The 23,492-nt window shown below is 70.7% G+C and carries 20 protein-coding genes and 3 tRNA genes; 12 read left to right on the top strand and 11 right to left on the bottom strand.

The annotated features are described in order from the left end of the window. Window positions 1–26 precede the first annotated feature (26 nt). Window positions 27–1,274 (top strand): RNA polymerase sigma factor, encoded by a 1,248-nt coding sequence (locus ACZ3HQ_RS18230; RefSeq protein ID WP_467512081.1) that lies wholly within the window; start codon window positions 27–29, stop codon window positions 1,272–1,274. Window positions 1,275–1,331: 57 nt separating this feature from the next. Here the strand turns inward: ACZ3HQ_RS18230 and ACZ3HQ_RS18225 are convergent, their stop codons facing one another. From ACZ3HQ_RS18225 to ACZ3HQ_RS18210, 4 genes are all read right to left on the bottom strand, one after another. Further along, window positions 1,332–3,260: an ABC transporter ATP-binding protein gene (locus tag ACZ3HQ_RS18225; protein WP_467512079.1), complete on the bottom strand. Its 1,929-nt coding sequence runs from the start codon at window positions 3,258–3,260 to the stop codon at window positions 1,332–1,334. Further along, the gene (locus ACZ3HQ_RS18220; protein WP_467512077.1) at window positions 3,260–4,993 is read right to left on the bottom strand and encodes an ABC transporter ATP-binding protein; all 1,734 of its coding nucleotides are present in this window, start codon (window positions 4,991–4,993) and stop codon (window positions 3,260–3,262) included. The genes ACZ3HQ_RS18225 and ACZ3HQ_RS18220 overlap by 1 nt, the downstream gene beginning before the upstream one ends. Window positions 4,994–5,120: 127 nt before the next feature. Further along, entirely contained in the window at window positions 5,121–6,575 is a 1,455-nt protein-coding gene (locus ACZ3HQ_RS18215; RefSeq protein ID WP_467512075.1) for a xylulokinase, read from the bottom strand. A 96-nt stretch (window positions 6,576–6,671) separates the two neighbouring features. Continuing rightward, on the bottom strand, window positions 6,672–6,980 hold the full coding sequence (locus tag ACZ3HQ_RS18210) for a YtxH domain-containing protein (RefSeq protein WP_350899871.1): 309 nt from the start codon (window positions 6,978–6,980) through the stop codon (window positions 6,672–6,674). A gap of 171 nt (window positions 6,981–7,151) precedes the next feature. Between ACZ3HQ_RS18210 and ACZ3HQ_RS18205 the strand changes: the two genes are divergently transcribed. The 3 genes from ACZ3HQ_RS18205 to ACZ3HQ_RS18195 all read left to right on the top strand — a co-directional run bounded on the left by ACZ3HQ_RS18205 (window position 7,152) and on the right by ACZ3HQ_RS18195 (window position 7,563). Continuing rightward, window positions 7,152–7,224: transfer RNA gene (locus tag ACZ3HQ_RS18205), tRNA-Asn, on the top strand. 6 nt (window positions 7,225–7,230) lie between these two features. Further along, window positions 7,231–7,303 (top strand) — tRNA-Asn (locus ACZ3HQ_RS18200). 186 nt (window positions 7,304–7,489) lie between these two features. Then, window positions 7,490–7,563 (top strand) — tRNA-Ile (locus ACZ3HQ_RS18195). A gap of 515 nt (window positions 7,564–8,078) precedes the next feature. Here ACZ3HQ_RS18195 and ACZ3HQ_RS18190 read toward each other — a convergent pair. After that, complete coding sequence (locus ACZ3HQ_RS18190) at window positions 8,079–8,795, bottom strand: DUF5919 domain-containing protein (RefSeq protein ID WP_467512073.1); 717 nt, start codon at window positions 8,793–8,795, stop codon at window positions 8,079–8,081. A 524-nt stretch (window positions 8,796–9,319) separates the two neighbouring features. On the opposite strand from ACZ3HQ_RS18190, the gene ACZ3HQ_RS18185 reads away from it, so the two are divergent. Next, window positions 9,320–9,823 carry a hypothetical protein gene (locus ACZ3HQ_RS18185; protein WP_467512071.1) on the top strand — a complete coding sequence of 168 codons (504 nt, stop codon included), beginning with the start codon at window positions 9,320–9,322 and terminating at the stop codon, window positions 9,821–9,823. Between the two features lie 73 nt (window positions 9,824–9,896). After that, the gene (locus ACZ3HQ_RS18180; RefSeq protein ID WP_467512069.1) at window positions 9,897–10,550 is read left to right on the top strand and encodes a class I SAM-dependent methyltransferase; all 654 of its coding nucleotides are present in this window, start codon (window positions 9,897–9,899) and stop codon (window positions 10,548–10,550) included. A 197-nt stretch (window positions 10,551–10,747) separates the two neighbouring features. Here the strand turns inward: ACZ3HQ_RS18180 and ACZ3HQ_RS18175 are convergent, their stop codons facing one another. The 5 genes from ACZ3HQ_RS18175 to ACZ3HQ_RS18155 all read right to left on the bottom strand — a co-directional run bounded on the left by ACZ3HQ_RS18175 (window position 10,748) and on the right by ACZ3HQ_RS18155 (window position 16,694). Next, window positions 10,748–13,102, bottom strand: coding sequence for an FdhF/YdeP family oxidoreductase (locus ACZ3HQ_RS18175; RefSeq protein ID WP_467512067.1), 2,355 nt, complete (start codon window positions 13,100–13,102; stop codon window positions 10,748–10,750). Between the two features lie 143 nt (window positions 13,103–13,245). Further along, window positions 13,246–14,304, bottom strand: coding sequence for a TolB family protein (locus ACZ3HQ_RS18170; RefSeq protein WP_467512065.1), 1,059 nt, complete (start codon window positions 14,302–14,304; stop codon window positions 13,246–13,248). Then, window positions 14,301–14,534: a hypothetical protein gene (locus tag ACZ3HQ_RS18165; protein ID WP_467512063.1), complete on the bottom strand. Its 234-nt coding sequence runs from the start codon at window positions 14,532–14,534 to the stop codon at window positions 14,301–14,303. The genes ACZ3HQ_RS18170 and ACZ3HQ_RS18165 overlap by 4 nt, the downstream gene beginning before the upstream one ends. After that, the gene (locus ACZ3HQ_RS18160; RefSeq protein WP_467512061.1) at window positions 14,531–15,805 is read right to left on the bottom strand and encodes an MFS transporter; all 1,275 of its coding nucleotides are present in this window, start codon (window positions 15,803–15,805) and stop codon (window positions 14,531–14,533) included. The genes ACZ3HQ_RS18165 and ACZ3HQ_RS18160 overlap by 4 nt, the downstream gene beginning before the upstream one ends. Before the next feature lies 1 nt (window position 15,806). Further along, on the bottom strand, window positions 15,807–16,694 hold the full coding sequence (locus ACZ3HQ_RS18155; RefSeq protein ID WP_467512059.1) for an alkaline phosphatase family protein: 888 nt from the start codon (window positions 16,692–16,694) through the stop codon (window positions 15,807–15,809). 247 nt (window positions 16,695–16,941) lie between these two features. On the opposite strand from ACZ3HQ_RS18155, the gene ACZ3HQ_RS18150 reads away from it, so the two are divergent. Genes ACZ3HQ_RS18150 through ACZ3HQ_RS18140 form a run of 3 tightly spaced genes read left to right on the top strand, consistent with a single transcriptional unit; the run spans window position 16,942 to window position 20,596 of the window. Beyond that, the gene (locus tag ACZ3HQ_RS18150; RefSeq protein ID WP_467512057.1) at window positions 16,942–18,252 is read left to right on the top strand and encodes a prenyltransferase/squalene oxidase repeat-containing protein; all 1,311 of its coding nucleotides are present in this window, start codon (window positions 16,942–16,944) and stop codon (window positions 18,250–18,252) included. After that, window positions 18,249–19,619, top strand: coding sequence for a methyltransferase domain-containing protein (locus ACZ3HQ_RS18145; protein WP_467512055.1), 1,371 nt, complete (start codon window positions 18,249–18,251; stop codon window positions 19,617–19,619). The genes ACZ3HQ_RS18150 and ACZ3HQ_RS18145 overlap by 4 nt, the downstream gene beginning before the upstream one ends. Beyond that, a complete protein-coding gene (locus ACZ3HQ_RS18140) occupies window positions 19,616–20,596 on the top strand; it encodes an amidohydrolase family protein (protein WP_467512053.1) in 981 nt (326 codons plus the stop codon). The genes ACZ3HQ_RS18145 and ACZ3HQ_RS18140 overlap by 4 nt, the downstream gene beginning before the upstream one ends. On the opposite strand, the gene ACZ3HQ_RS18135 is transcribed toward ACZ3HQ_RS18140, so the two are convergent. Further along, on the bottom strand, window positions 20,517–21,515 hold the full coding sequence (locus ACZ3HQ_RS18135) for an ArsR family transcriptional regulator (RefSeq protein ID WP_467512052.1): 999 nt from the start codon (window positions 21,513–21,515) through the stop codon (window positions 20,517–20,519). The two genes, ACZ3HQ_RS18140 and ACZ3HQ_RS18135, sit on opposite strands and share 80 nt — an antisense overlap. Window positions 21,516–21,656: 141 nt before the next feature. On the opposite strand from ACZ3HQ_RS18135, the gene ACZ3HQ_RS18130 reads away from it, so the two are divergent. The 3 genes from ACZ3HQ_RS18130 to ACZ3HQ_RS18120 are packed head-to-tail and all read left to right on the top strand — an operon-like array spanning window position 21,657 to window position 23,329. Further along, entirely contained in the window at window positions 21,657–22,058 is a 402-nt protein-coding gene (locus ACZ3HQ_RS18130) for a hypothetical protein (protein WP_467512050.1), read from the top strand. A gap of 50 nt (window positions 22,059–22,108) precedes the next feature. Then, complete coding sequence (locus ACZ3HQ_RS18125; RefSeq protein ID WP_467512048.1) at window positions 22,109–22,531, top strand: hypothetical protein; 423 nt, start codon at window positions 22,109–22,111, stop codon at window positions 22,529–22,531. Between the two features lie 57 nt (window positions 22,532–22,588). Then, entirely contained in the window at window positions 22,589–23,329 is a 741-nt protein-coding gene (locus ACZ3HQ_RS18120) for a D-Ala-D-Ala carboxypeptidase family metallohydrolase (RefSeq protein ID WP_467512046.1), read from the top strand. Window positions 23,330–23,492 lie beyond the last annotated feature (163 nt).

Genomic DNA, 23,492 nt, shown 5'->3' with positions numbered 1-23,492 from the left:
GTCACCGCACGACTCTCGTGGCGAAGATGTGTCGTACCCCACACTGGGGGCGGTGCCCGAGTCCCCGGAGCGCAGGCCGTCGATTTCGCGCTCCGCCGCGCCGCTGCCGCACACCCCCCGGAGCAGCGATCATCCTGGAGGTCGCCCCCGTGCAGACCCACACCCTCACGCAGATGGCCCGTAGCGCCCACGGCGGTGCCGAGCCGGGCCTGCTCGGGGCCGTGCCCGCGCAGAGCCACGGCGCCCCCGAGAGGGCCCCGGAACCCACGCCGGAGGATGCTCCCGAGCCGCCCGCCGAGGCGCTGACCGGCGACGACGAGCCGGTGGCGCCCGTACGCGGCGCCTTGCGCACCGAGAGCGGCGGGCCCTCCGCCGACCTGTTCCGCCAGTACCTCCGCGAGATCGGCCGCATCCCCTTGCTCACCGCCGCCGAGGAGGTCGAACTCGCCCGCCGGGTGGAGGCCGGCCTCTTCGCCGAGGAGAAGCTCAGCACCACGCCCGTGCTCGACAGCGGGCTCGCGCTCGACCTCGACCGGATCGTCGTCATGGGCCGCATGGCCAAGCGCCGCCTCATCGAGGCCAACCTGCGCCTCGTCGTCTCCGTCGCCAAGCGGTACGTGGGGCGCGGGCTGACCATGCTCGACCTGGTCCAGGAGGGCAACCTCGGGCTCATCCGCGCGGTGGAGAAGTTCGACTACGCACGCGGGTACAAGTTCTCGACGTACGCCACGTGGTGGATTCGGCAGGCGATGTCGCGGGCGCTCGCGGACCAGGCCCGCACGATACGGGTGCCCGTGCATGTGGTGGAGCTGATCAACCGGGTCGTCCGGGTGCAGCGGCGGATGTTGCAGGAGCGGGGCTACGAGCCGACCCCCGAGGAGGTGGGCGCCCACCTCGAACTCCCGCCGGAGCGCGTGCGGGAGGTCTTGCGGCTGGCCCAGGAGCCCGTGTCTCTCCACGCCCCGGTGGGGGAGGAGGACGAGGTCGCCCTCGGGGACCTCATCGAGGACGGGGACGCGGCAAGTCCCGTGGAATCGGCGGCGTTTCTGCTGCTGCGGCAGCATCTGGAGGCTGTGCTGTCGACGCTGGGGGAGCGGGAGCGGAAGGTGGTTCAGCTCCGGTACGGGTTGGCGGACGGCCGCCCTCGCACCTTGGAGGAGATCGGCCGGCTCTTCGGGGTCACGCGCGAGCGCATACGCCAGATCGAGTCCAAGACCTTGAGCAAGCTCCGGGACCACGCGTACGCGGATCAACTCCGGGGCTATCTGGACTGATTCCGGCCCGTCGCGCGGTTCCCCGTGCCTCCGGGGAACCGCGCGACAGCCTCTTGCCTAGTCGACCTCGGCCACCGCCTGCGCGAACTGGGCCTTGTACAACCGGGCGTACGCGCCATCGGCCGCCAACAGCTCGGTGTGCGCGCCCTGTTCGACGATCGCGCCGTTCTCCATCACCAGGATCGTGTCCGCGTCCCGGATCGTGGAGAGACGGTGGGCGATGACGAACGAGGTGCGGCCGTCGGCCAGTTTGGCCATCGCCTTCTGGATCAGCACCTCCGTCCGCGTGTCCACGGAACTCGTCGCCTCGTCCAGAACGAGGATCACCGGCTCGGAGAGGAACGCCCGCGCGATCGTGATGAGCTGCTTCTCACCGGCGCTGACCCCCGTCCCCTCGTCGTCGATCACCGTGTCGTACCCGTCGGGCAGCGTCCGGACGAACCGGTCCGCGTGGGCGGCCCGCGCGGCCTCCTCGATCTCGCCGCGGGTGACCTCGCGCGAGGCCCCGTAGGCGATGTTCTCCGCGATGGTGCCGCCGAACAGCCAGGTGTCCTGGAGGACCATGCCGATCCCGGCCCGCAGGTCGTCGCGGGACATGGTGCGGATGTCCACCCCGTCGAGGGAGATCCGGCCCCCCGTGACGTCGTAGAACCGCATCAGCAGGTTGACCAGCGTGGTCTTGCCCGCGCCGGTCGGCCCGACGATGGCCACCGTCTGGCCCGGCTCCACGGTGAGCGAGAGGTCCTCGATCAGCGGCTTCTCCGGGTCGTAGCGGAAGGACACGTGGTCCAGCTCCACCCGGCCGCGCCGCTCGGCGGGACGCACTCCCGGCACCGGGTCCGCCTCCTGCTCCTCGGCGTCCAGCAGCTCGAACACCCGCTCCGCCGAGGCGACCCCGGACTGCACCAGGTTGGCCATGGAGGCGAGCTGGGTCAGCGGCATCGAGAACTGGCGGGAGTACTGGATGAACGCCTGCACGTCACCGATGGACAGCGTGCCCGAGGCCACCCGCAGACCGCCGACGACGGCGACCAGCACGTAGTTCAGGTTGGACACGAACATCATCAGCGGCTGCATGACCCCGCTGTGGAACTGCGCCTTGAAGGCGGCCTCGTACAGCTCGTCGTTCTGCTCGGCGAACTGCTTCGCCGACTGCTCCTGGCGGCCGAACACCTTCACCAGGGTGTGCCCGGTGTACATCTCCTCGATGTGGGCGTTCAGCGTGCCGGTGGTGCGCCACTGCTGCACGAAGTGCGGCTGGGACCGCTTGCCGACCCGGGTGGCCACCACGAAGGACAGCGGCACCGTCACCAGCGCGACCAGCGCGAGCAGCCAGGAGACGTAGAACATCATCACCAGCACGCCGATGACGGTCAGCACCGCGTTGATCAACTGGCCCATCGACTGCTGGAGCGTCTGCCCGATGTTGTCGATGTCGTTGGTGGCGCGGGAGAGCACCTCACCGCGCTGCCGCTTGTCGAAGTAGGACAGCGGCAGCCGCGACAGCTTGGCCTGCACCTGCTCGCGCAGCCGGTACATCGTGCGGTTCACGGCCCGGTTGACCAGCCGGGTCGCCACCGCCATCAGCAGACCCGCGACCAGGAAGACCCCGAGCGCCAGCAGCAGCACCCGCCCGACCGCGTCGAAGTCGATGCCCTGGCCGGGCGTGAAGTCGGTGCTGCGCAGCATGTCCGCGACGGAGCCCTGGCCCCGCGCGCGCAGCGAGTCCAGCACCTGCTCCTTGGACGCCCCCGCTGGCATCCGCCGGCCCACGATGCCGGCGAACACCAGGTCGGTGGCCTTACCCAGGATCTTCGGGCCGATCACGTTCAGCGCCACGCTGATCACCACACAGGCCAGCAGCCCGTAGATGGTGCCCCGTTCGGGCCGGAACTGGGAGACCAGCCGCCTGCCCGAGTTCTTGAAGTCCATCGACCGCTGGTCGGGTCCGCCCCCGGCCATCATGCGTCCCATGGGACCGGCCATCAGGCGGCCTCCGCTTCCGTCAACTGGGAGAGCACGATCTCCCGGTACGTCTCATTGCCCGCCATCAGCTCGTGGTGGCGGCCGGAGCCCACCACCCGGCCCTCGTCCAGCACGATGATCCGGTCCGCGTCACGGATGGTCGCCACCCGCTGGGCCACGATCACCACGGTGGCGTCCGCCGTCTCCCGGCCGAGCGCCGCGCGCAGCGCCGCGTCGGTGGCGTAGTCGAGCGCGGAGAACGAGTCGTCGAAGAGGTAGATCTCCGGACGCTGGACCAGCGTGCGGGCGATGGCCAGACGCTGGCGCTGACCGCCCGACACATTGGTGCCGCCCTGCGAGATGGGAGCCTCGAGACCGCCGTCGAGCCGCTCCACGAACTCCTTGGCTTGCGCGGTCTCCAGCGCGGCCCACAGTTCGTCGTCAGTGGCGTCCGGCTTGCCGTAGCGCAGGTTGCTGCCGACGGTGCCGGCGAACAGGTACGGCTTCTGCGGGACCAGGCTCACGGTGCGGGCCAGCAGGGCCGGGTCGGCCTCGCGGACGTCCACGCCGTCCACCAGGACCTCGCCCTCGGTGGCGTCGAACAGCCGGGGGACCAGGCCGAGCAGGGTCGACTTGCCGCTGCCGGTCGAGCCGATCACGGCCGTGGTCTCGCCCGCGCGGGCCACCAGGTCGATGGAACGCAGCACCGGCTCCTCGGCACCCGGATAGCGGAAGCCCGCGTTCCGGATCTCCAGATGTCCGCGCCCGCGCAGCTCGGTGACCGGCGCCGCCGGCGGCACGACGCTGGACTCGGTGTCCAGCACCTCCTGGATGCGCTCGGCACACACCTCCGCGCGCGGCACCATCATGAACATGAAGGTGGCCATCATCACGGCCATGACGATCTGCATCAGATAGGCGAGAAACGCGGTCAGGTCACCGATCTGCATCCCGCCGCTGTCGATGCGGTGCGCGCCGAACCACACCACGGCGATGGACGACACGTTCACCACGGTCATCACCATGGGGAACATCAGCGCCAGCATCCGGCCGGTGGCGAGCTGCATCTCGGTCAGGTCGCCGTTGGCCTTCCCGAACCGCCCCTGCTCGTACTCGTCGCGGACGAAGGCGCGGATCACACGGTTGCCGGTGATCTGCTCGCGCAGCACCCGGTTCACGGTGTCCAGGCGGGTCTGCATCGACCGGAACAGCGGCCGCAGCCGGCGCACGATCAGTGCCACGCAGATGCCCAGCAGCGGCACCACCGCGATCAGCACGGCGGCCAGCGGCACGTCGAGGCCGAGGGCCAGCACGATGCCGCCGACGCACATGATGGGCGCCGACACCATCAGCGTGAACGTCAGCAGGACCAGCATCTGGACCTGCTGCACGTCATTGGTGGTACGGGTGATCAGCGACGGCGCGCCGAAGTGGCCCAGTTCCCGCGAGGAGAAGGACTGCACCCGGTCGAAGACCGCGCCACGCAGGTCCCGGCCGAGCGCGGAGGCGGTACGGGCGCCGTAGTACACGGCGCCGATGTTGCAGACCACCTGGACCAGCGAGATGCCGATCATCAGGGCGCCGAACGACAGGATGTAACCCGTGTCACCCTCCACGACACCGTTGTCGATGATGTGTGCGTTGAGGGTGGGCAGGTACAGCGTGGCGCTGGTCTGGAGAAGCTGGAGCACCACCAGCAGGGCGATGGGTTTCTTGTAGGGCCTGAGACAGGTCCGCAGAAGTCGTATGAGCACGCTTGTCTCTCGGAGTCGGCGGTGGGGCGGTGGAACTGCCCATGGCCCTATCGTCGTGCACTCCACCGGTGTTACCTCAACCGATTAACCCATCGGGTGCCCCGCCGACTCCGCCCGGTACGGAGGGTCACGCCCGGAACGCCCCCGGATGCGTCTGCTCCCGCACCGCCACGTACTGCTGGCGCACCGCCTGTCCCACGGCCAGGTCGTCACCCGGCTCCAGCACCTGCGCGGCCGCCCCTTGCCAGGCGGGCGGGGTGCGCGGGTCCAGGGTGCCCTGGGCGGCCCCGAGGGCCCACGCCGCCTGGCGGGCGGCGCCGATCGCGGCGTAGTCGGCGGGCTGCGGCACGACCACCTGCACCCCGAACAGCGACGGTGCGAGGGCCTGTACGGCGGGCAGCTCGGCCGCCTGTCCCAGCAGGAAGATCCGGCGCACCGCGACCCCCCGGCCGCGCAGCACGTCCAGCGCGTCCGCGAGCCCGCACAGCATGCCCTCGAAGGACGCCCGCGCCAGGTGCATCGCCTTCATCGACTCCCGGCGCAGCCCGGCCAGCGTGCCCGCGGTGTGCGGCAGGCTGGGGGTGCGCTCACCCTCCAGGTAGGGGAGCAGGACCAGGCCGTGCGAGCCGGGCGTGGACTGGAGCGCCAGCTCGGACAGGGCCTCAAGGTCGGGCAGGCCCAGCAGTTCGGCGGTGCCGCGCAGGGCCCGTACGGCGTTCAGCGTGGTGACGACCGGGAGGTGCATGCCGGTGGCGTCGGCGAGGGAGGTGATCATCCCGCTCTGGTCGGCCAGCGCCTCGGTGTGCACGGCCATCACCGAGCCGGACGCGCCCAGCGAGACCACCGCGTCGCCCAGCCCGATCCCGAGGCCGAACGCGGCGGCCATCGTCTCGCCCGTACCGGCGGAGATCAGCAGCCCTTCCGGGGTGGTGCCCGCGGCCTCGGCCGGGCCGATCACCTCGGGCAGCGCCACCTGGTGGCCGAGCGCCAGCTCGACCAGGTCGGGCCGGTAGGCGCCGGTGGCGGCGGACCAGTACCCGGTGCCCGAGGCGCCGCCCCGGTCGGTGGTCCGGCGCACCGGACGGCCCAGCAACTGCCAGACCAGCCAGTCGTGCGCCTGGAGCAGCACGGCGGTACGGCTGGCGTTCTCCGGCTCGTTCTTCGCCAGCCAGCGCAGCTTGCTCACCGGCCGGGTGGCCTGCGGCACACAGCCCACCGCCTGCGCCCACGCCTCCCGGCCGCCGAGCGCGTCGATCAGGTCGGCGGCGGCCACCTGGGCCCGCTTGTCGGCCCCGGCCATCGCCGGGCGCACGGTGTTGCCCTGCGCGTCCAGCGGGACCACGGCGCCCGCCTGCGTGGAGACGCCGATGGCCTGCACGCCCTCCAGCAGCCCGCCGCCCGCGGCCTCCCCCAGGGAGAGCAGCCACGCCTGCGGGTCGACGTCACTGGGGCGCGGGGCGCCGTCCGGCACGTCCAGCGGATGCGGGGCGTACCCCTGACGCAGCACGGCCCCCGTGTCCGTGTCGCAGACCACGATGCGAGTGAATGCGGGCGAACTGTCCAACCCGGCGACTATCCCCATGGCTCAAATTCTGCCGCAGAGCGCGGGCTGCTCCGCCCGGTACGCCCGTGCCCCCTAAAGCCGCGGCTCAGGGGGCACGTGTGCGGGGTGGCCGGTTCAGGGGTGGCTGGTGCCCCAGTCGTCCTCGGCCGGCCGGCCGTGGCCGTTGCGTCCCAGCCGGGAGCGGACGCGGTCGGTGAACGACTCGGGGACGTGGTCCCCGACCTTCTCGCTGACCGTGTGCAGCGCCTTGCCCGCGTAGACCTTGCCCTGCTGGGCGGCGGTCTCGGCAGAGTTGCGCACGGCGGGGTTCTGCGCGAACCCGCGAGCGGCCTTCTTGATCTGCTCGTAGCGCTGCTGGCCGGCGCGTGCTCCGAGTACGTATCCGACGGCCAGTCCGGCGACGAACGTGAGCCGGTAGCGCATGTGGGCCACCCTTCCTTGCGTAGTCCCTGACGGGGGTCTGTGAGGCTGTGCCGGCGCCCGAGGGGAACCGATTGGCGGAGCACCCCCCTGCTTGCGCTAATGTATGTGTCGCAGCGAGCGCCCGCCCCCTGGCGAATACCCAGGTGGATGCGTTCGATGCAGACGAAGCGATCCCCTGTAGCTCAATTGGCAGAGCAGCCGGCTGTTAACCGGCAGGTTACTGGTTCGAGTCCAGTCGGGGGAGCTTCGGTCCTCCGTAGCTCAATTGGCAGAGCAGCCGGCTGTTAACCGGCAGGTTACTGGTTCGAGTCCAGTCGGGGGAGCGCGTTGAACGACGGTGGACGAGGACCCTGCGGGGTCCTTTTTCATGTCCGGGAGTCTCTGGGCGAGCTGGGAGAGTCGTTCCAGGTCAGGGAAGCAGCGCGGAAGCCGACCATCCGAAGCAGGAGATCGTATGAGCGGCTATGCTGCGGCAGACGGCGCGCACAGTTGTACGCGACACGCCGCGAGGGGCGGTAGCTCAGCCGGTTAGAGCAGCGGACTCATAATCCGTCGGCCGTGGGTTCGAGTCCCACCCGCCCCACCCAAGCAGTCGTTCGGAGAACGCCATCTAGCAGGTAACGAGCGCCCCTTGCGGGTTTAGACCAGCAGGGGCGCTCAGTCGCTTTCGTCCTCTTGCGTGAGCGATGCGTGAGCGGCAGTGTGCGAAGGCAGTAGGCGCCGGGCGTGGGGGACGATGCTCTCCGCGTTGCGTGCCACCTCTTCTCCGCCGCCAGCGTGGATCAACGTTGCGGCAACGTGCCTCTGCTCACGCAGGTTGATCGGCGGCAGGTCCGCCTCGCGGCAGAGTCGCCTGAACGCGTCGGACACCTTCTCCGATTCTGGGAGGCGAGGCCACGTGAACCTGGGCCAGTGGGTGAACACGGCCGTCAGCGGCTTCGTCGCCCTGTGCGCGATCATGTTCCTCGTGACCTGCCACCGGCCCGCGCCATGGCGCGGGTCCGGGGTGGGCTGGTACGTCATGGCGTTCGCCGCTACGACTGCGGCCCCCGCTCTCCTCCGGGAGGCGGGGGCCGCAGTCGTGCGTCTGGGCGGGAGTCATGACCAAACGGGACGGCCGTTCTCCCACAGGGCGGCCACGTGCGCCGCGAACCGGTCGTACAGGCCGTCATCGCCGAGACGCCGCAGGTGCAGCATGGGCGACTCGTGCCCCAGCAGGTTCGAGATGTGAGGCGTGACCAGCATCTGATCGTCGAAGGTGAACACCGACAGCGCGATGTGCTCGTCACTGAACTTGGATTCGATACCCGGCGTCTCACGTAGCTTGCTCAGGGCGTCAAGTGTGATGCGGATACGGGTGCCCACGGTGAGCGGCACACCCTCGACGTCCTCCCGTCGCCGGGTGACCTCGGAGTCGGGGTCGCCGAGAATGAACCGGATCGAGCAGCCGTCCTCACTCTTACGCTTCAGCCGGTCAGCCAGTCGCGGGTGGTCCTGCCACAGGAAGTAGTTCGTGTACCCGGCGAAACAGATCCGCCGTGACGCGCTGTCGATGAGGCTCGCCCAAACTGATGTCGGGCAGGCATTTCGGTAGGGGTAGGCGGACACGATCTCCCGGTCCGGGCCCGTCTTGACGGTTGACCGCACGACCTTTGGCCACAGCATGTCCGCGCTCACTCCCAACGCCGTCGCAACTTCCACACGGGTTCGGGGATGAGGTACCCGTGTCGGGTCGGATAGCCACCGCTCGGCGGTCTTCACCGTGACGCCGACCTTACGGGCGAGCTTCCCCACCGTCAGATCAGCGCCCGCCATAGCGTCACGTAATGCAGTATTCAAGGATCCCCCGAGGACGTTTCGGCTTTCCAGGACGCTAGGACCAACTCGGCCTGGCCGTCCCCCGCTCGGCCGTAGAAACGTCCCGCGCACAGGAGCACGTTAGGCGCATGACGGATACCGGGGCGTCGGACTCCGCGACTACACCCGCGAATCGACCGGCCGCCGGGTTCCCCGCAGACCCGCTTCCGCTGCTTGGCGTCCACACCCAAGGCGACATGTACCGGTACCGGGGAGCCCTGCGGGCAGTGTCTCGCCGACCACGCGTTACCGCTCTGGCCGTACAAGCCATCAACTGCGCACCCTGCCACGACCGGGACTACTTGCGGGATTGCAGCTATCGGCGGCGGCCCGCACCAGCTCCGCGTCACCGCACTCGCTGCGGCAAGGGGGCTGCTGATGCTGTGCGAGCGGCGCACCGCCCATCCCACAAGTTCCCGCCCGTAGTCACCGGGCGGGTCCCGCGCCTTCAAGTGGGGGCGCCCCACAGCCTGGAGGACACCATGACCGTCGCCGCGTTGGACCTTGCCTCAGGCACACGGACCCGGAACCCACAGGAACTCCTCGACGCGGTCGCCCCGCACATCACCGAGCTGACCGTCAACATCTTCGACTCGGGCATGACCCTCTGGGACCGGGAGATCGCGCTGCTTCTGCGGGACCACACCATGGTCCGCAACATGGCCGAGCGCATCCTCGGCAACGCCGTCATGTACGTCATGGGCTCCATCGAGAACCCTGGTGTGCACCTCGGCGTCGGCAAGCTCGTGGACATCGGCGTTCACCAGCTCATCCTTGACACGCCTGTCTGGTGGGGGCTGTGCCGCCTGTACAACGGCGGCCGGTACAAGCACCACGCCCCGTTCATCGAGCGGCGCAGCGACGGCCTGTGCCTGCGCACCGGCAACTTCCTGAAGTCCCAGGGCTGGGACATCGACGAAGAACTGTGGGCGATCGACGGCGCGGACTGCTCGCCCTGCGACGACAAGGTCCCCGACAGTCACTGACCCCACTACTGTCGACCCCTGCCCTCGCCACCCGGAGGGCAGGGACCCTCTCTCCTTCGACCGGAGGACGGCAGTGCCAGTACCCCACGACATCCCCGCCGAGACTGAACTCTGGGACGCCTACGCCAAGAGCGCGTTCGATGCCGCCGCCGAGCCCTCGTTCCACTGGACGCAGTACGCCGGCCACGGGCCCGGCCCCGAACTCCTCGGCGCACCCGAGTCCGTCTTGGAGATCGGCTGCGGCACCGGCCGTGCCCTCGCCCACCTCGCGCAGCAGGGCGTGAAGGCCACCGGCGTGGACCTGTCGCCGCGCATGGTTGAGCTGGCCGGCGAACGGTGGGCATCGCTCGGCGTTCGGATCGAGCAAGCAGAGGTCCTCGACTGGCTCGCCACTGACACCAGCCAGTACGACGCCGTGTACTCCATCTTTGGCGCGGCCTGGTTCACCGACCCGTCCCGGCTGTTTCCGCTCGTCCGCGAGCGACTGACACCGGGCGGCGTGTTCGTCTTCTCCCAGCCGCCGGCCATCCCCGGCGCGTATGGCCCCCAGGGCATGTACAAGGGCGGTTTCGCCGGCAAGGCGATGTTCACCTACCGGTACAGCTACAAGCCCGCCGTGTGGGAGCGCCACCTGTTGCGAGCGGGCTTCTCCACAGCGAAGACCAAGATCGTGGACGCGCCGAAGGAGGGGCATATCGGCACCCTCATCGTGGGCGCACGAGCCTGAGCACCCACAGACTCCGGCGCTATCAGGCGTCGGAAGCACCACCCCATCAGATCGAGTGACAGGGGAGCGGAGGTCCCCCGGGGGCAGTTTTCGCGGGTGTGGGTGTGCGGTGTCCGGCCGGTGCCGTGGGAGCGTTGGTGGCGGTCCCACGGCTGGGCCCTCATGGCAGTGCGGTGGGTCGGTTACCGGGCGGAGCCTCAGGTGGCCTGATCGATCGTGACGTTGAGCTGTTTCATCAGCGGCTGGTCGCTCTGGGCGCTGTAGTCGCTGATCGAGATCAGTTGGTTCAGTTCGGGCATGTAGCCGGCGGCGACGCCGCGCGGGATGTCGTGCCTGACCGCGAGGAAGCCCCTCAGCGTGCGGCGTGTGCCGTCCTTGGCGTATGCCGTGATCACGGTCGGCTGGAACTCCTCGAGGCCGCGCTCGTCCATGTCGTCGGCGTTCATGAAGACGAGCGTGCGCAGATTGTGGATGCCCCGGTAGCGGTCGTTGTCGGTGTAGATCGTGGTGTTCCACTGGTCGTGGGAGCGCATCGCGCCCAGGACGAGCCGTCCGTCGCGGGGCACCACGTCGGGCAGGGGGGCGTGCGAGAACTCGGCGCGCCCGCTGGGGGTGAGGAAGACCAGCTCGCGGGCGGGCTGTTTGATCCGGAAGCCCATCGGCTGTCTGACGCGCCGGTTGAAGTCCTCGAAGCCGTCCAGGACTTCGGACATGGTGTCGCGGATACGGTCGTAGTCCTCGACGTACCACTCCCAGGGGGTCCCCGAGTCCGGCAGCGCCGCCCGGGCGAGGCCGGCGATGATCGCGGGCTCGGAGAGCAGGTGCGGCGAGGCCGGGTGCCGGTTGCCCTGCGAGAGGTGGACCATCGAGTCGCCGTCCTCGACCGACAGACGCTGCAGGCCACTCCTCTGGATGTCCTTCTCGGTACGGCCCAGGCACGGCAGGATCAGCGCGCGCCTGCCGTGGACGATGTGGCTGCGGTTGAGTTTGGTGCTGACGTAAACGGTCAGATCCACCTTCCGCAACGCCGCGTAGGTGTACCTGGTGTCGGGCAGCGCGAGCGCGAAGTTGCCCGCCATGCCGACGAAGACCTTGATGTCGCCGCGGGCCATCGCCTCGACGGTGCCGAGGACGTCCAGCCCCTTCTCGTACGGCGGGTCGATCCCGCAGACCTCGGCGAGCCTGTCGAGGAACTCCGGGGTGGGGGCGTTGGTGATGCCGCAGGTGCGGTTGCCCTGCACGTTGCTGTGGCCGCGGTTGGGCGCGGCGCCGGCGCCCTCGCGGCCGATGTTGCCGCGCAGCAGCAGCACGTTGATCATCTCGCGGATGGTGTCGACGGCGTGCTCGTGCTGGTTGACGCCGAGGCCCCAGGTGATGATCGACCGGTCGGCCCCGCGGTAGATCGCGGCGGCCTTGAGGATGTCCGCCTTGGCCACCCCCGACTGGTGGACGATCTCGTCCCAGGAAGTGTCCTCGACCAGCCTCCGGTAGGCGTCGAAGCCGCTCGTGTGGCGTTCCAGGAACTCCCTGTCGATCGCGTGGCCGTCCGTCTCGGACATCTCCAGCGTGGCCTTGGCGATACCGCGCATCAGCGCCATGTCGCCGGCGGCCCGCGGCTGGATGTCGAGATTGCTGGTCGGGGTGGCGCGGAAGGTCGCCATCGCCAGGATGTCGTGCGGGATGATCGTGCGGGTGGCGCCCGCCTCGATCTGCGGGTTGATGTGGACGATCTTCTTGCCCGCGCGGTAGAGCTGCGCCAGCGGGGTGAGCATGCGCGGCGCGTTGGAGGCGGCGTTGATGCCGACCACGAAGACGGCGTCCGCCGCCTCCCAGTCCCCCAGGTCCACGGTGGCCTTGCCGGTGCCGAGCGCGGCCAGCATCGCGCGGCTGCCGGCCTCGGTGCACAGGTTGGCGCAGTCGGGCTGGTTGTTGGTGCCGAGTTCGCGGGACATGAGCTGGTAGAGGAAGGAAGCCTCGTTGCCCAGCCGTCCCGAGGTGTAGTACGACGCCTGGTTCGGGTTCTCCATGGCGCGGACGGTGTCTCCGAAGAGCTTGAAGGCGTCCGCCCAGCGGATCGGCACGTAATGGTCGGTCTCCGGGTCGTAGACCATCGGCTCCGTCAGCCGGCCCTCCGCCTCGAGGTCGTGGTCGCTCCAGTCGAACAGCGAGGTGACGGTGTGCTTCGCGAAGAACTCGCGGGTGACACGCTTGCCCGTCATCTCCCACGTGGTGTGCTTGATGCCGTTCTCGCAGAGGTCCAGCGCCAGGCCCTTGGTGTCGGGCCACGCGCAGCCCGGGCAGTCGAAGCCGCCCTTGTCCTCCTGGTTCATCTTCAGCATCTCGAGCGAGCCCGGCACGACCTCGCGCTCGTCGACGAGGAACTCGGTGACGGCCGCGGCCGCGCCCCAGCCCGCCGCCGGATGCGTGTACGGCTTCGACCTGGGCGGACCCTTCGGCGCGGGGCCCACGCGCGGCTCCAGTGGCTCACCGGCGGCGGCCGCCTCCTGCCGTGCGATCTCGGCGTCGCCTTCGAAAATCTCATGCTCGCCCATAAATATCCCCTTTGTGCCGTTTCCGGCTTAGAGGCTATATCCGCGTCGCGTGGTGAGCAGCGGTAATCGCGGTCAGGTCGACACGGAGAGTCGTCGGCGGCGTCAGGGGGCGGAGCGGAATGCCTTTCCGCAGGTGAGGCGCGTCACCGATGCGGGTTCGAGTCCCACTCGGGTGCCTCCTGGTCGACGTACGCCGGAGACACCGCGGCAGTGGTCAGGCGGTGGGCGCTGCCCGTGCCGTCGGCCGGAACCGCGTAGAGGTCGGCGCCGTAGTCGCCGGGGAGGGCGTAGACCACGGTGTGATCGTCGCGCCAGACCAACTGGTCGTCCACGCTGCGGGGTTCGGCGAGGCGGGTTTCGCGGGCGGTGTTCAGGTTCAGGACGTACAGGTGCCAGGGGGCGTCCTTCGGGGCGCCCTTGACGCGTTTCTTGTAGGCGATGCGGGTGCCGTCCGGGGAGAGGGAGGGACATTCGACGTTCGGGTGCAGCGTGGTGAGCGTGCGGGTGCGCAGGTCGCCGCGGACCAGGTAGGTGCTGCCGCCCGTCGCCATGGTGGCGTAGAAGGTGCGGTCGTCGGCGGCGAAGGTCACGCCCCAGAAGTTCACGTCCGCCGCACGGTACGGGTGGCCGTCCTTGACGATCCGGTACGCCTCCAGGGTCGGGGTCAGCCTGCCGGTACGGGTGTCGACGATCGCCGCCCGGGTGGAGAAGGCGGTACCGGCGTACGAGTCGCCGCCGACGAACGCCGCCCAGGCGGCGTACCGGCCGCTGGGGGAGACCCGGGCGCGCGAGGGGATGCCGGGTACGTCGTAGTGGGCCCGCTCCTTCAGGTGCGCGTCGAGGATCACCGCGCGGTAGGTGTCCTGGAGCTGTCCGTGCACCGCCCGCAGGCACACTGCGGTGCCCGAAGCGGCGTAGAAGCGGAGGCACTTGACGCCGGACGCGATGCGGGGGCCGGACGGGTCGGCGGCGGGGGCCGACACCAGCTCGTCGCGGTGCGGGCCCCACGCCATGTTCCGGAAGACCACGCGGGGGCCGCCGCCGGTCAGCGTGACCCGTCCGGCGGTGATCCGCGGACCTCCCGGGCGGGCCTGGTCGTGCCGGCCGGCGCGGGCCGAGGCGTGCAGCACGGAAGCCGCCGCGACAGCTACCAGGACGACGAGGGCCGATACCAGGATCAGAACGCGCGAACGCAGGGTCATGCGGGCCTTCCGGGGCGGGGGAGACGGGGCGCGGGGGTGCCCGGGGTCAGGCCGGCCTTCCCGGTACCGGGATGCAGGGCGACGGCTACCAGGCTGCGCAGCGCCGGTACCGGGATCAGGACGCGGGAACGCAGGGCCGTGCCGACCGCGCCAGTATCGGGATGCGGGGCGACGGCCACCAGGCTGCGCAGCGCCGGCACCAGGATCAGGACGCGGGGACGCAGGGTCATGCCCGGCTCTCCCGGACATCCGGCCGCAGCGCCAACGCGACCGAGCCGCACACTGCCAGCGCCACGGCCGAGCCGGTGAGGGCCGTGCGGTCGCCCCACGCCGTCCAGGCCGCGCCGAAGGACAGGGAACAGGTGAAGCGGGCCAGCGCCTGGCCCGTCTGGACCAGCGCGAGGCCGGACGAGCGCAGCTCCGGCGGCACGCTGTCGGCGGCCGCCGCCATCAGTACCCCGTCGGTTGCCGCGTAGAAGGCGCCGTGCAGGAGGAGGACGGCGTACGGCAGGGCGGGGCCGTGCCAGGAGGAGAGCAGCAGGCCGTACGCCAGGAGCAGGGCGAGGTGGCCGGCGAGGAACACCCGCCAGCGGCCGACCCGGTCGGCGAGACGGCCCAGCGGCACCGCCAGCAGCAGGAACGCCGCCGCCGTGCCGAGCGGCAGCAGGGCGAACCAGCGGTCCGGCACGCCGAGCCGCCGTTGCAGCAGCAGGTAGACGAACGAGTCGCTGACCGTGGCGAGTCCGAGCAGGAGGGCGCAGACGGTGAGGCGTCGCAGGTCACGGCGGCGCAGGAGGGCGAAGGCGGCGCGCAGGGTGGCACCGGTGGCGCCCTGGGTACGAGGAGTGGCCGCGCCTCCCGGTACGAAGAGCACCAGTACCAGGACACCCACCACCGCCACGCAGAAGCTCACGGTGAACACCGCGTCGTAGCCGTCGACCGTGGCCCGCAGGACGAGGAAGGCGGCCAGTGGGCCGAGCAGCGCGCCCGCGGTGTCCATCGCCCGGTGCACACCGAAGGCCCGCCCTCGGGTCTCGGGGGTGCTGGACAGGGAGATCAGCGCGTCGCGCGGGGCGGTGCGCAGGCCCTTGCCGGTGCGGTCGACGGCCAGGACGAGGCCGATCGGGGTGAGCGTCTGGGCCACCAGCAGCAGCGGCTTGCAGACCGCCGACAGGGCGTACCCCGTGCCCGCCACCCACTTGTGGCGCCCGCCGCCCCGGTCGGCGAGGTGGCCGCCGGTCAGCCGGACCAGCGCCGAGACGCCGTTGTAGATCCCGTCGAGCAGTCCGAAGCCCAGCGGGGACAGGCCGAGGCCGGCCACCAGGTACAGGGGCAGCACGGCGGTGACCATCTCGGAGGAGACGTCGGTGACCAGGCTGACCGTGCCGAGCGCCAGCACGGTGGGCGCGACCGCGGGGAGGCGCCGCCCGGCACGGGGCCGGACGGCGTCCGCCGCGGACGCCGTCCGGGGTGCCCCGGCGCGGCTGTCCGCTACGTACATGTCACGGAGTCCAGATGCCGGTGATGTCCTGGGCGGAGGCGGCGTTGCCGGCGTGCGGCAGGCCGTGCATGTCCTCCAGCGTGCGCAGCAGGTCGTAGTGGTTGTACGTGGTCGACGAGGTCGAGCCCGCCGTCACGCGCTGCCCGTACAGCACCGTCGGGATGCGGTTGCCGCTGAGCCGGTTGTCCTCGTCGAAGGTGACGACGAGGAGGCTGTTGTGGGTCTTCGCCCAAGTCGCGTACGCGCCGAGCTTGTTCTTCAGCCAGGTGTCGCCGGTGGACACGGAGCAGTCGTGCATGTCGCTGCACAGGTTCGGGACGACGAACGAGACCTGGGGGAGCGTCGAGTAGTCCGTCGGGAACTGCGCGAACGTCTTGGCGCTGGACGTCGGTACGTTGCTGAAGCCGAACCACGGGTTGTGCTTGCGGGCGTAGTCGCCGCTGCCGCACGTGGTCGAACCCTGGCTGGGCAGCGTCTCGTTGTAGCTGGCCCACGACTTGCCCGCGCCGATCAGCTCCGAGGCGAGGTTGGGCGCGGAGGAGAAGCCGGGGGTGTAGCAACTGTCGTCGGTGATGCCCTGGGTGGAACCGGAGAACAGGGCGAAGTAGTTGGGCTGGCTGGGGTGGGTCTCGGCGTAGGACGCGGTCAGGCTCGCGCCGCCGGTGCGCAGTGAGTTGATGTACGGCGCGCTGGAGGAGCCGATCACCTGGCTGTAGGCGTGGTTCTCGAAGACCACGACGACCGTGTGGTCCGGGGTCGGCACCGCGGCCGCGGCCTGGGCGGGCGACGACCCGCCGAGCCCCGACCACAGCCCGGCCGCGGCGGCGACGAGAGCGAGAGCGGACGCCACGGCGGCACGGCCGCGACGGGGGACGTTTCTGCCGGACACTTCTGACCTCCGGTGGCAAGCGGGGCATGGGCGGCATGAGCATGTGCGCGCCAACCGAGCCGTGCCTGACGGCACCCGTCCCGACAGATGAAGACCGGGTGAACGCCTGCCCGCGAGAGCGGCCGGGGGCGGCCGGAAAGTCCGTGTCGCCGTCCGCCCGGACGGGCATACTCCCCGCACCGATTCCGGTGCGCGCCCGAGGGGGCGTTCCGTGTGGGGGCCGAGGCCGACCGGGGGGAACTGGACAGTGCGCGCGACCGCGGAATTGTCGGGTACGGATCTGACGGCGAGCATCGACCGCGCGCTCGGCTGTCTGCGGCACACCTTCCGTACGGTGCCCGGCGCGGCGGGCTGGTACCACTACCTGGACGATCCGAGCCCCGGCGTCACGGCGTCGGCCGTGGGGCTGTTCTGCTTCAGCGTGGCCGGGGTCCCCTTCGAGCGGACGCCGGACGTGGTGGCCTACCTGCTGAGTCAGCAGCGGGCCTCGGACGACAGCACCGACGGGGGCTGGTCGGTCCGTACGACGAACGGTTTCCCGATAGCGGAGGCCACGGCGTGGGTGGTGCGCGCGCTGAGCCGGCCGGGCACCGGAGTGCTGGGCGGTGAGGCGCTGGCGCGCGGCGCGGAATGGCTCCGGGCGAACCAGAACGTCGACTTCGGCTGGGGCTCGTACCTCGGGCAGCCCTCCCGCGTCTTCCACACGGCGCTGAACATGCTGGCGCTCCAGGAGAGCGGGGCCGGGGCCGACGCGCTGGCCGGGGCGCAGCGCTGGCTCATCGACGGGCAGAACGCCCGTACGCCGGCCTGGGGGCCCACCCCCGGCGCCGAGCCCACGATGCTGCACACCAGCATCGCCCTGCTGGCACTGTCCCGGACACCCGGAGCGCTCAGCGCCAACACCATGCGCCAGACGGCGGAGTGGCTGCTGGAGCGGATCGAGCCGGGCGTCCACGTCGAGCGCAGTACGACGGTGGAGGAGTACGACGTCCCCTACGCGGACGGCGACATCCAGGCCGTATTCCAGAACTCGCTGCCCCACTTCGCCGGACCGCTGGCCCTCTCCGCGATCCTCTCGACCGGTGTGGTCGACCCCTTGCAGCAGAAGGTGTTCGACTCGGTCGACGCGATCATGGAGACCCAGCTCGAAGGCGGCCACTGGGAGTTGCCGCGCAGTCCGATGAGACCGTCGGTGTGGGCGTTGTGGCCCTTCGTCTCCGCGCTGTCCTCGGCGCGCTCGGCCATTCTCTCCACCCCGCGCAGCAAGGCCGCGCTGCTCTTCCCCGGCTGTGCCATCGTCCAGAGCGAGGACGTGGCCCAGGATCTGACCAGACGGCTGCTGATCCAGAACGCGTTGTTCGACTGGATCAGGAACCGCAAGGTCGTGCTCGCCCTGTGGCTCGTCGCCGCCGTGGCGACCGGGGTGCCCGTGGCGCTGCTGCTCGCGGGAACGTTCTCGGTGAAGGACTTCCTCACCGCACTGATCTTCCCGGTGCTGCTCATGGTCTTCCAGGTCATCTGGGACCGGCGGGCCGCGCGCGCCGGAGCGAGCGGATGAGCGCCGGGACGCGCCGTGGGTTACGGGAGGGGCTGCCCGTGCTGCCGGCCGGGGAGCCCGCCGCGTGTGAAATGTGCGACGAGGTCCGTGCGTTCGGGGCGCACGCGACCGGAAGCTTCGTTCCGGAGCGGGTGCCGGTGGGCGGCCCGCGTGTCCGGCGGCAGGGCTTCTCCCGCCTGATCCGGCGTACCGGGGCGGTCGACGTACTGGCCGGACTCGGCTCGCTGCTGCCGGGATACGCGCTGATCGTGCCGCACCGGCACACCGCGAGCCTCGGCGAGCTGGCGGCCGGGGAGCTGGCTGAGGCGTTCTCCGTCGCCTGGGAGTACGCCGCCCTGGTCGAGAAGGAGCTCGGCCGTGCCACCGTGCTGGTGGAGCACGGTTCCTCCGGTGCGACCGGCAGCCGGGGCGGGTCCTGCATCGTACATTCGCACCTCCATATATTTCCGCTTCTCAACGCGGCGCATTCTGCCCGGTTCGTGGCGCCGGGAAGTCGGAAAAGCTCCGAGTTCGCCGATATCGTTGACAGTGCGCGGCGCGGAGAAAACTATTACTTCTGCACATGGAAACGTGACGAGGTGTATCTGTTGGCCGATCCTGATCTCCCCTCGCAGTTCGCGCGCCGCGTCTGGTCGGAAACGCTGGAGCTGCCTCACCTGTGGGACTGGGCGGCCTTTCCGTTCCTGGACCACTGTGCGGACACGGCGTGGCGGCTGGGCGGCTCGGCGGATTCCCCCGAGGAGCAGCGGATGCGCGAGACCCTCTTCGCCTACGGGGCCGCGGCGGCCGGTTACGCGGAACGGACCCGGCGCTTCCCCGCCGGTTCGTCGATGCCGCAGGACATCGCCGCGTTCGCCCGCTCCCACGAGGGGCCGCTGCTGGACGCGGGCTCGGGGGCCGGCCGGGATGCGACGGCCTTCGCGGACGCGGGCAAGGAGGTGATCGCCCTGGACGCCTGCCTCCCCCTGCTCGACCTGGCTCCGGCGCATCCCCGGGTCCGCAGGGTGAGCGGTGATGTGCGGGCCCTTCCGCTGGCCGGTGCATCGGTGGGCAGCGTCTGGTGTTCGGCGGTGCTTCTCCATCTGCCGCCGCCGCAATTACTCAGGGCACTGGCCGAATTCCATCGTGTACTGCGGCCCGGAGGCGTCGCGCATATTTCGGTCAAGGAAGGCGAGGGGCACGCCTCTTTGCCCATAGGGGCGGACAGTACGTTTCTCCGGCATTTCTTCTACTACCGCATGGACGACCTGGTCGAGCTTGCCCGGCAGGCGCGGTTGGAAGTGGTGCGGTCCTGGGTCGAGGAGGAGCAGGATTCCTCCGAGGACATGCAGCGCTGGGTCAAATTCTGGCTGCGGAAGACGGAGTGATTCCGTCCCCCGCTCCGGCCGGGCGGCCGCCGGTGCTGCCCCATCTGCACCTCCACCTCGAACCCGAGGAGCGCAAGCGCCGACAACTCGGCCTGCCCGGCCGGGACTTCGGTGACCGTCACCTGTTCTTCGAGGCGCACCGGACGGACCGCGCGGACGCTCTTCCGGTCACGGGCCAGGACCTCCGGCGCTTCCTCGCCGACGTGCACACCGAGCAGCGTGAACAGGGCGTCGACCACGCGGAGTTACGGCTCTCCCCGCGCCGCTTCCTGCGCGACGGCATGACCTGGCAGGAGTTCACCGACACCGTCCAGGACTGCCTGGCCGCCCTGCGGGACCCCGTGGTGCGGGCCGTCCTGCTCGTCAACCGGGACAGCCCCGCACCGTTCCTCGCCAGGGTCACCGAGCGGATCGCCCGACTGCCCCCGGTGTTCACCGGCATCGACCTCGCCGGTGACGAACTCCGGCACCCCGGCATACGACATGCCGTCCCCCTCTTCCGTGCCGCGGCCGACGCCGGGCTGGGCCGGACCGTCCACGCCGGCGAGTTCGGTCCCGCCGAGCACATCTGGCGGGCGCTCGACGAACTGGGCGCCCAGCGCATCGGCCACGGGGTGTCGGCGGCCACCAGCTCCGCCCTGCTCCGGCGGATGGCCCGCGACGGGACCCTGCTGGAGGTTTCCCTGACCTCCAACGTGGCCCTGGGCGCCGTCCCCGGACCGGCCGCTCACCCGCTCCCCGCGTTCCTGGAGGCGGGAGTTCCGGTCGCCCTCAACTCCGATGTGCCGCTCCACACCGGCCGGACCCTGACCGATGAACTCCGCCTCGCGGCAGACGTCCTGGGGACGGCTCCCGAGGCGATCCGGGACCTCCAGGCGCGTGCCGCCCGGCACCGCTTCAGCCGTCGGCCGCCGGCGGGGGCTCCCCGACGTTCCGGCTCAGCATCGTCGCCCCCAGCAGGGTCAGGGTGTGGATGACGGAGTTTCCGTGACGGTGGCTGGTGATGAGGCCGGCGTCGCGGAGGGCGGTGGTGTGGTGGGTGGCGGTGGCGGGGGTGACGCCGGCGCGGTGGGCGGCTTCGGTGGTGGTGGCACCGGCGGCCGCCGCGCGCAGGACCCTTGCTCTCGCTCGGCCCAGGAGGATCTCCAGGGAGGGTGAGCCCGCGGTGGGGCGGGGCGGCTCGTGGTGGAGGGAGTAGGCGAGGACCGGCGGGAGGGCGGGGTCGGCCAGGGAGACCGGGCCCTTCCAGCAGAAGTACGAGGGGATCAGCAGCAGGCCCCGGCCCTGGAGGCGGATGTCGTGCTCCGTCGGGTAGGCGCCGATCTCCAGCCGGGGGTGCTGCCAGCGCACCGCCGGGCCGAGGCCGCCCAGGAGGCCCTCGGTGCCGCCGTCGAGCGAGTGCCGGGCCAGCCGGACGCGCTCGGTGTGCACGCCCTCGTGCATCCACTCCTCGTGCGGCTCGATCACCGCGCGGTGGTAGGCCCGCAGCACGTTCACCAGCTCGGTGCGCGGCCCCTTCTCCGGCAGCCTGGCGAGGTGCGGGGGTACGCGTCTGATCCGGGCCAGCGCCGCCAGTTCCGCCGCCACCCGGGCCGGAGGCGTCGCCAGGATCGCCTTGAGCCCCGCCTCCAGGCCGGCGACGCCCTCCAGCGGGGTGAGGAAGTCCGGCCAGTACGACGCGCGTGGATACAGCGGGAGCAGGAGCTGCCGTACCGCGCTCTGCAGCCCCGCCTCCCGTAACCGCTCATGGGCCGTGCGGTACCAGTGCGCGTAGGCCCAGCGGCCGGCCGGCGTCTGGAAGCGGTGGAGGCTCGCGGCGATCTCCCACAGGGCGTGCGGGGCGGCGGCGACCCGTGTCCTGGCCAGATCCTCGGCCGAGAAGTGAAAGCGAAGCACGCTCAACACCCTTTCCACCGGCGTCATTTGACCCTCTTCGAATGAGCATGACAGCCGCATGCGCACACCGGAGCATGAACTCGCTCCGCCGCACCGATCCCCGAGGCCCCACCCGCCCCTTCCGCACACCGAAGGAACCCGATGGCGAAGATCCTCACCCACCCGGCCGCGGCGGCGGCCCTGTTCGCGGCCCTCGCCGTCTCGGCGCCCGCCGCCGCGTCGGCCGCCCCCGCCAACGCTTCTATGGCGGCCACCAGTTGCTACGGCGGTGCCGTCACCGTCAGCTACGGCGACGCCGTCGAGTTCGGCCCCTACACCACCACCTCCCGCTGCGCCGACATCAACCTCCGCATGGTCGGCGGCGACGCCGAATTCGTCTGGGCCTGCGTGAAGTTCACCCGCGTCGGCGAGTGCAATTACTGGACCAAGGTCGGCTCGAGCTGGAAGACCATCGCCACCGACGTCAAGGACGGCAGCACGTTCACCGTCCCCCTGGGCGTCGACCTCGAAGGCTCCTCCGCGCGCGTCCAGATCGCCTTCTGAACACCCGCAAGGACCCCGACTCCCGCTCTCCTCAAGTGATCGGACCCGACATGACCCGCACCCGGAGAACCGCGGCCGTCCTCGCCGCCACCACCGCCCTGCTCGCCGCCGGCGCCACCGCCCCGGCCGTCGCCCGGCCCGAGAAGGCCGCCGCCGCCACCTCCTGCTACGGCGGCGCCGTGTCCCTCACCTACCGCTACTCCACCGCCGCTGTCGAGTACGGCACCTACACGACCACCTCGCGCTGCTCCGACATCAACATCAAGCTCAGCAGCTCGGCCACCGGCTTCCTGGACGCCTGCGTCGTCTTCGTGGACCACACCACGCTGTGCAACCACGACAACACCTACTCGACCTTCGGCCCCCAGTGGGCGACCGTCGCCACCGACGTCAAGGACGGCACCCGCTTCAAGCTCCGCGTGCACGCCTACGACACCGACGCCCAGAACGTCCCGTTCCAGCTCGCCTTCTGACCGCAGACGCCTTCTGACCGCAGACGCCTTCTGACCGGAAACACAAGGGAGTTCACGATGACCTTCGTTCCGAACCGCCGCACCGTCCTGCGCGGCACCCTCGCCGCCACCGCGGGCGTCTTCGCCGGGCCCGTCCTGCTCTCGGGCAGCGCGCAGGCGTACAACTGGACGCGCACCATGAACCAGGGCGCCACCGGTGCCGACGTGACCGAGCTGCAGATCCGGGTGGCCGGCTGGGCGGCGGACTCCCCCTCGCAGTCACGGGTGAGCATCGACGGCGACTTCGGTCCGGGCACGGCCGCCGCGGTGCGCCGCTTCCAGGCCGCGTACGGTCTCTCCGTCGACGGCAGCGCCGGACCGGCCACCCAGGCACAGCTCAACGCCCTTGAGCAGTCGGACGGTTCGACCGCGCACTTCAACTGGAGCGAGTTCTACGACCGTTCGAGCGGCAACTTCAACGGCGGCAAGGTGAGCGCGGCCGCCGTCAAGGAGAACGCCCGCCGGGCCATGTACAAGCTGGAGGCGCTGCGCAAGAAGCTCGGCAACGTACCGATCACCGTCAACTCCGGCTTCCGCAGCATCGCGCACAACGCCGAGATCGGCGGCGCCAGCGACAGCATGCACCTCTACGGCACCGCGGCCGACCTCGACGTGCCCGGCGTCGCCAACCGCACCGTCTACCAGAAGGCCGAGACCTGCGGCTTCTCCGGCCTGGAGCGGTACGACGTCGACCACCAGCACGTCGACAGCCGCGCCGACCTCGGCCGCTCCTGGTGGTGGGAGAGCGGCACCATCTGATCCGCCGCAGCCCGGGGCCGGGGACCGCACGAGGTCCCCGGCCCCCCCCCCCCCCCCCCCGGGGGGGGCCCCCCCCCCCCGGGCCCCCCCCCCCCCCCCCCCCACCCCCGGGGCGCCCGCGGCGCCCCCGCGGACGCGCCCGCCGGGGGGAACGCCCCCCCCC

This window comes from Streptomyces sp. NPDC018263 (assembly GCF_055562575.1).
This window is presented reverse-complemented; position numbering and strand designations above follow the sequence as displayed.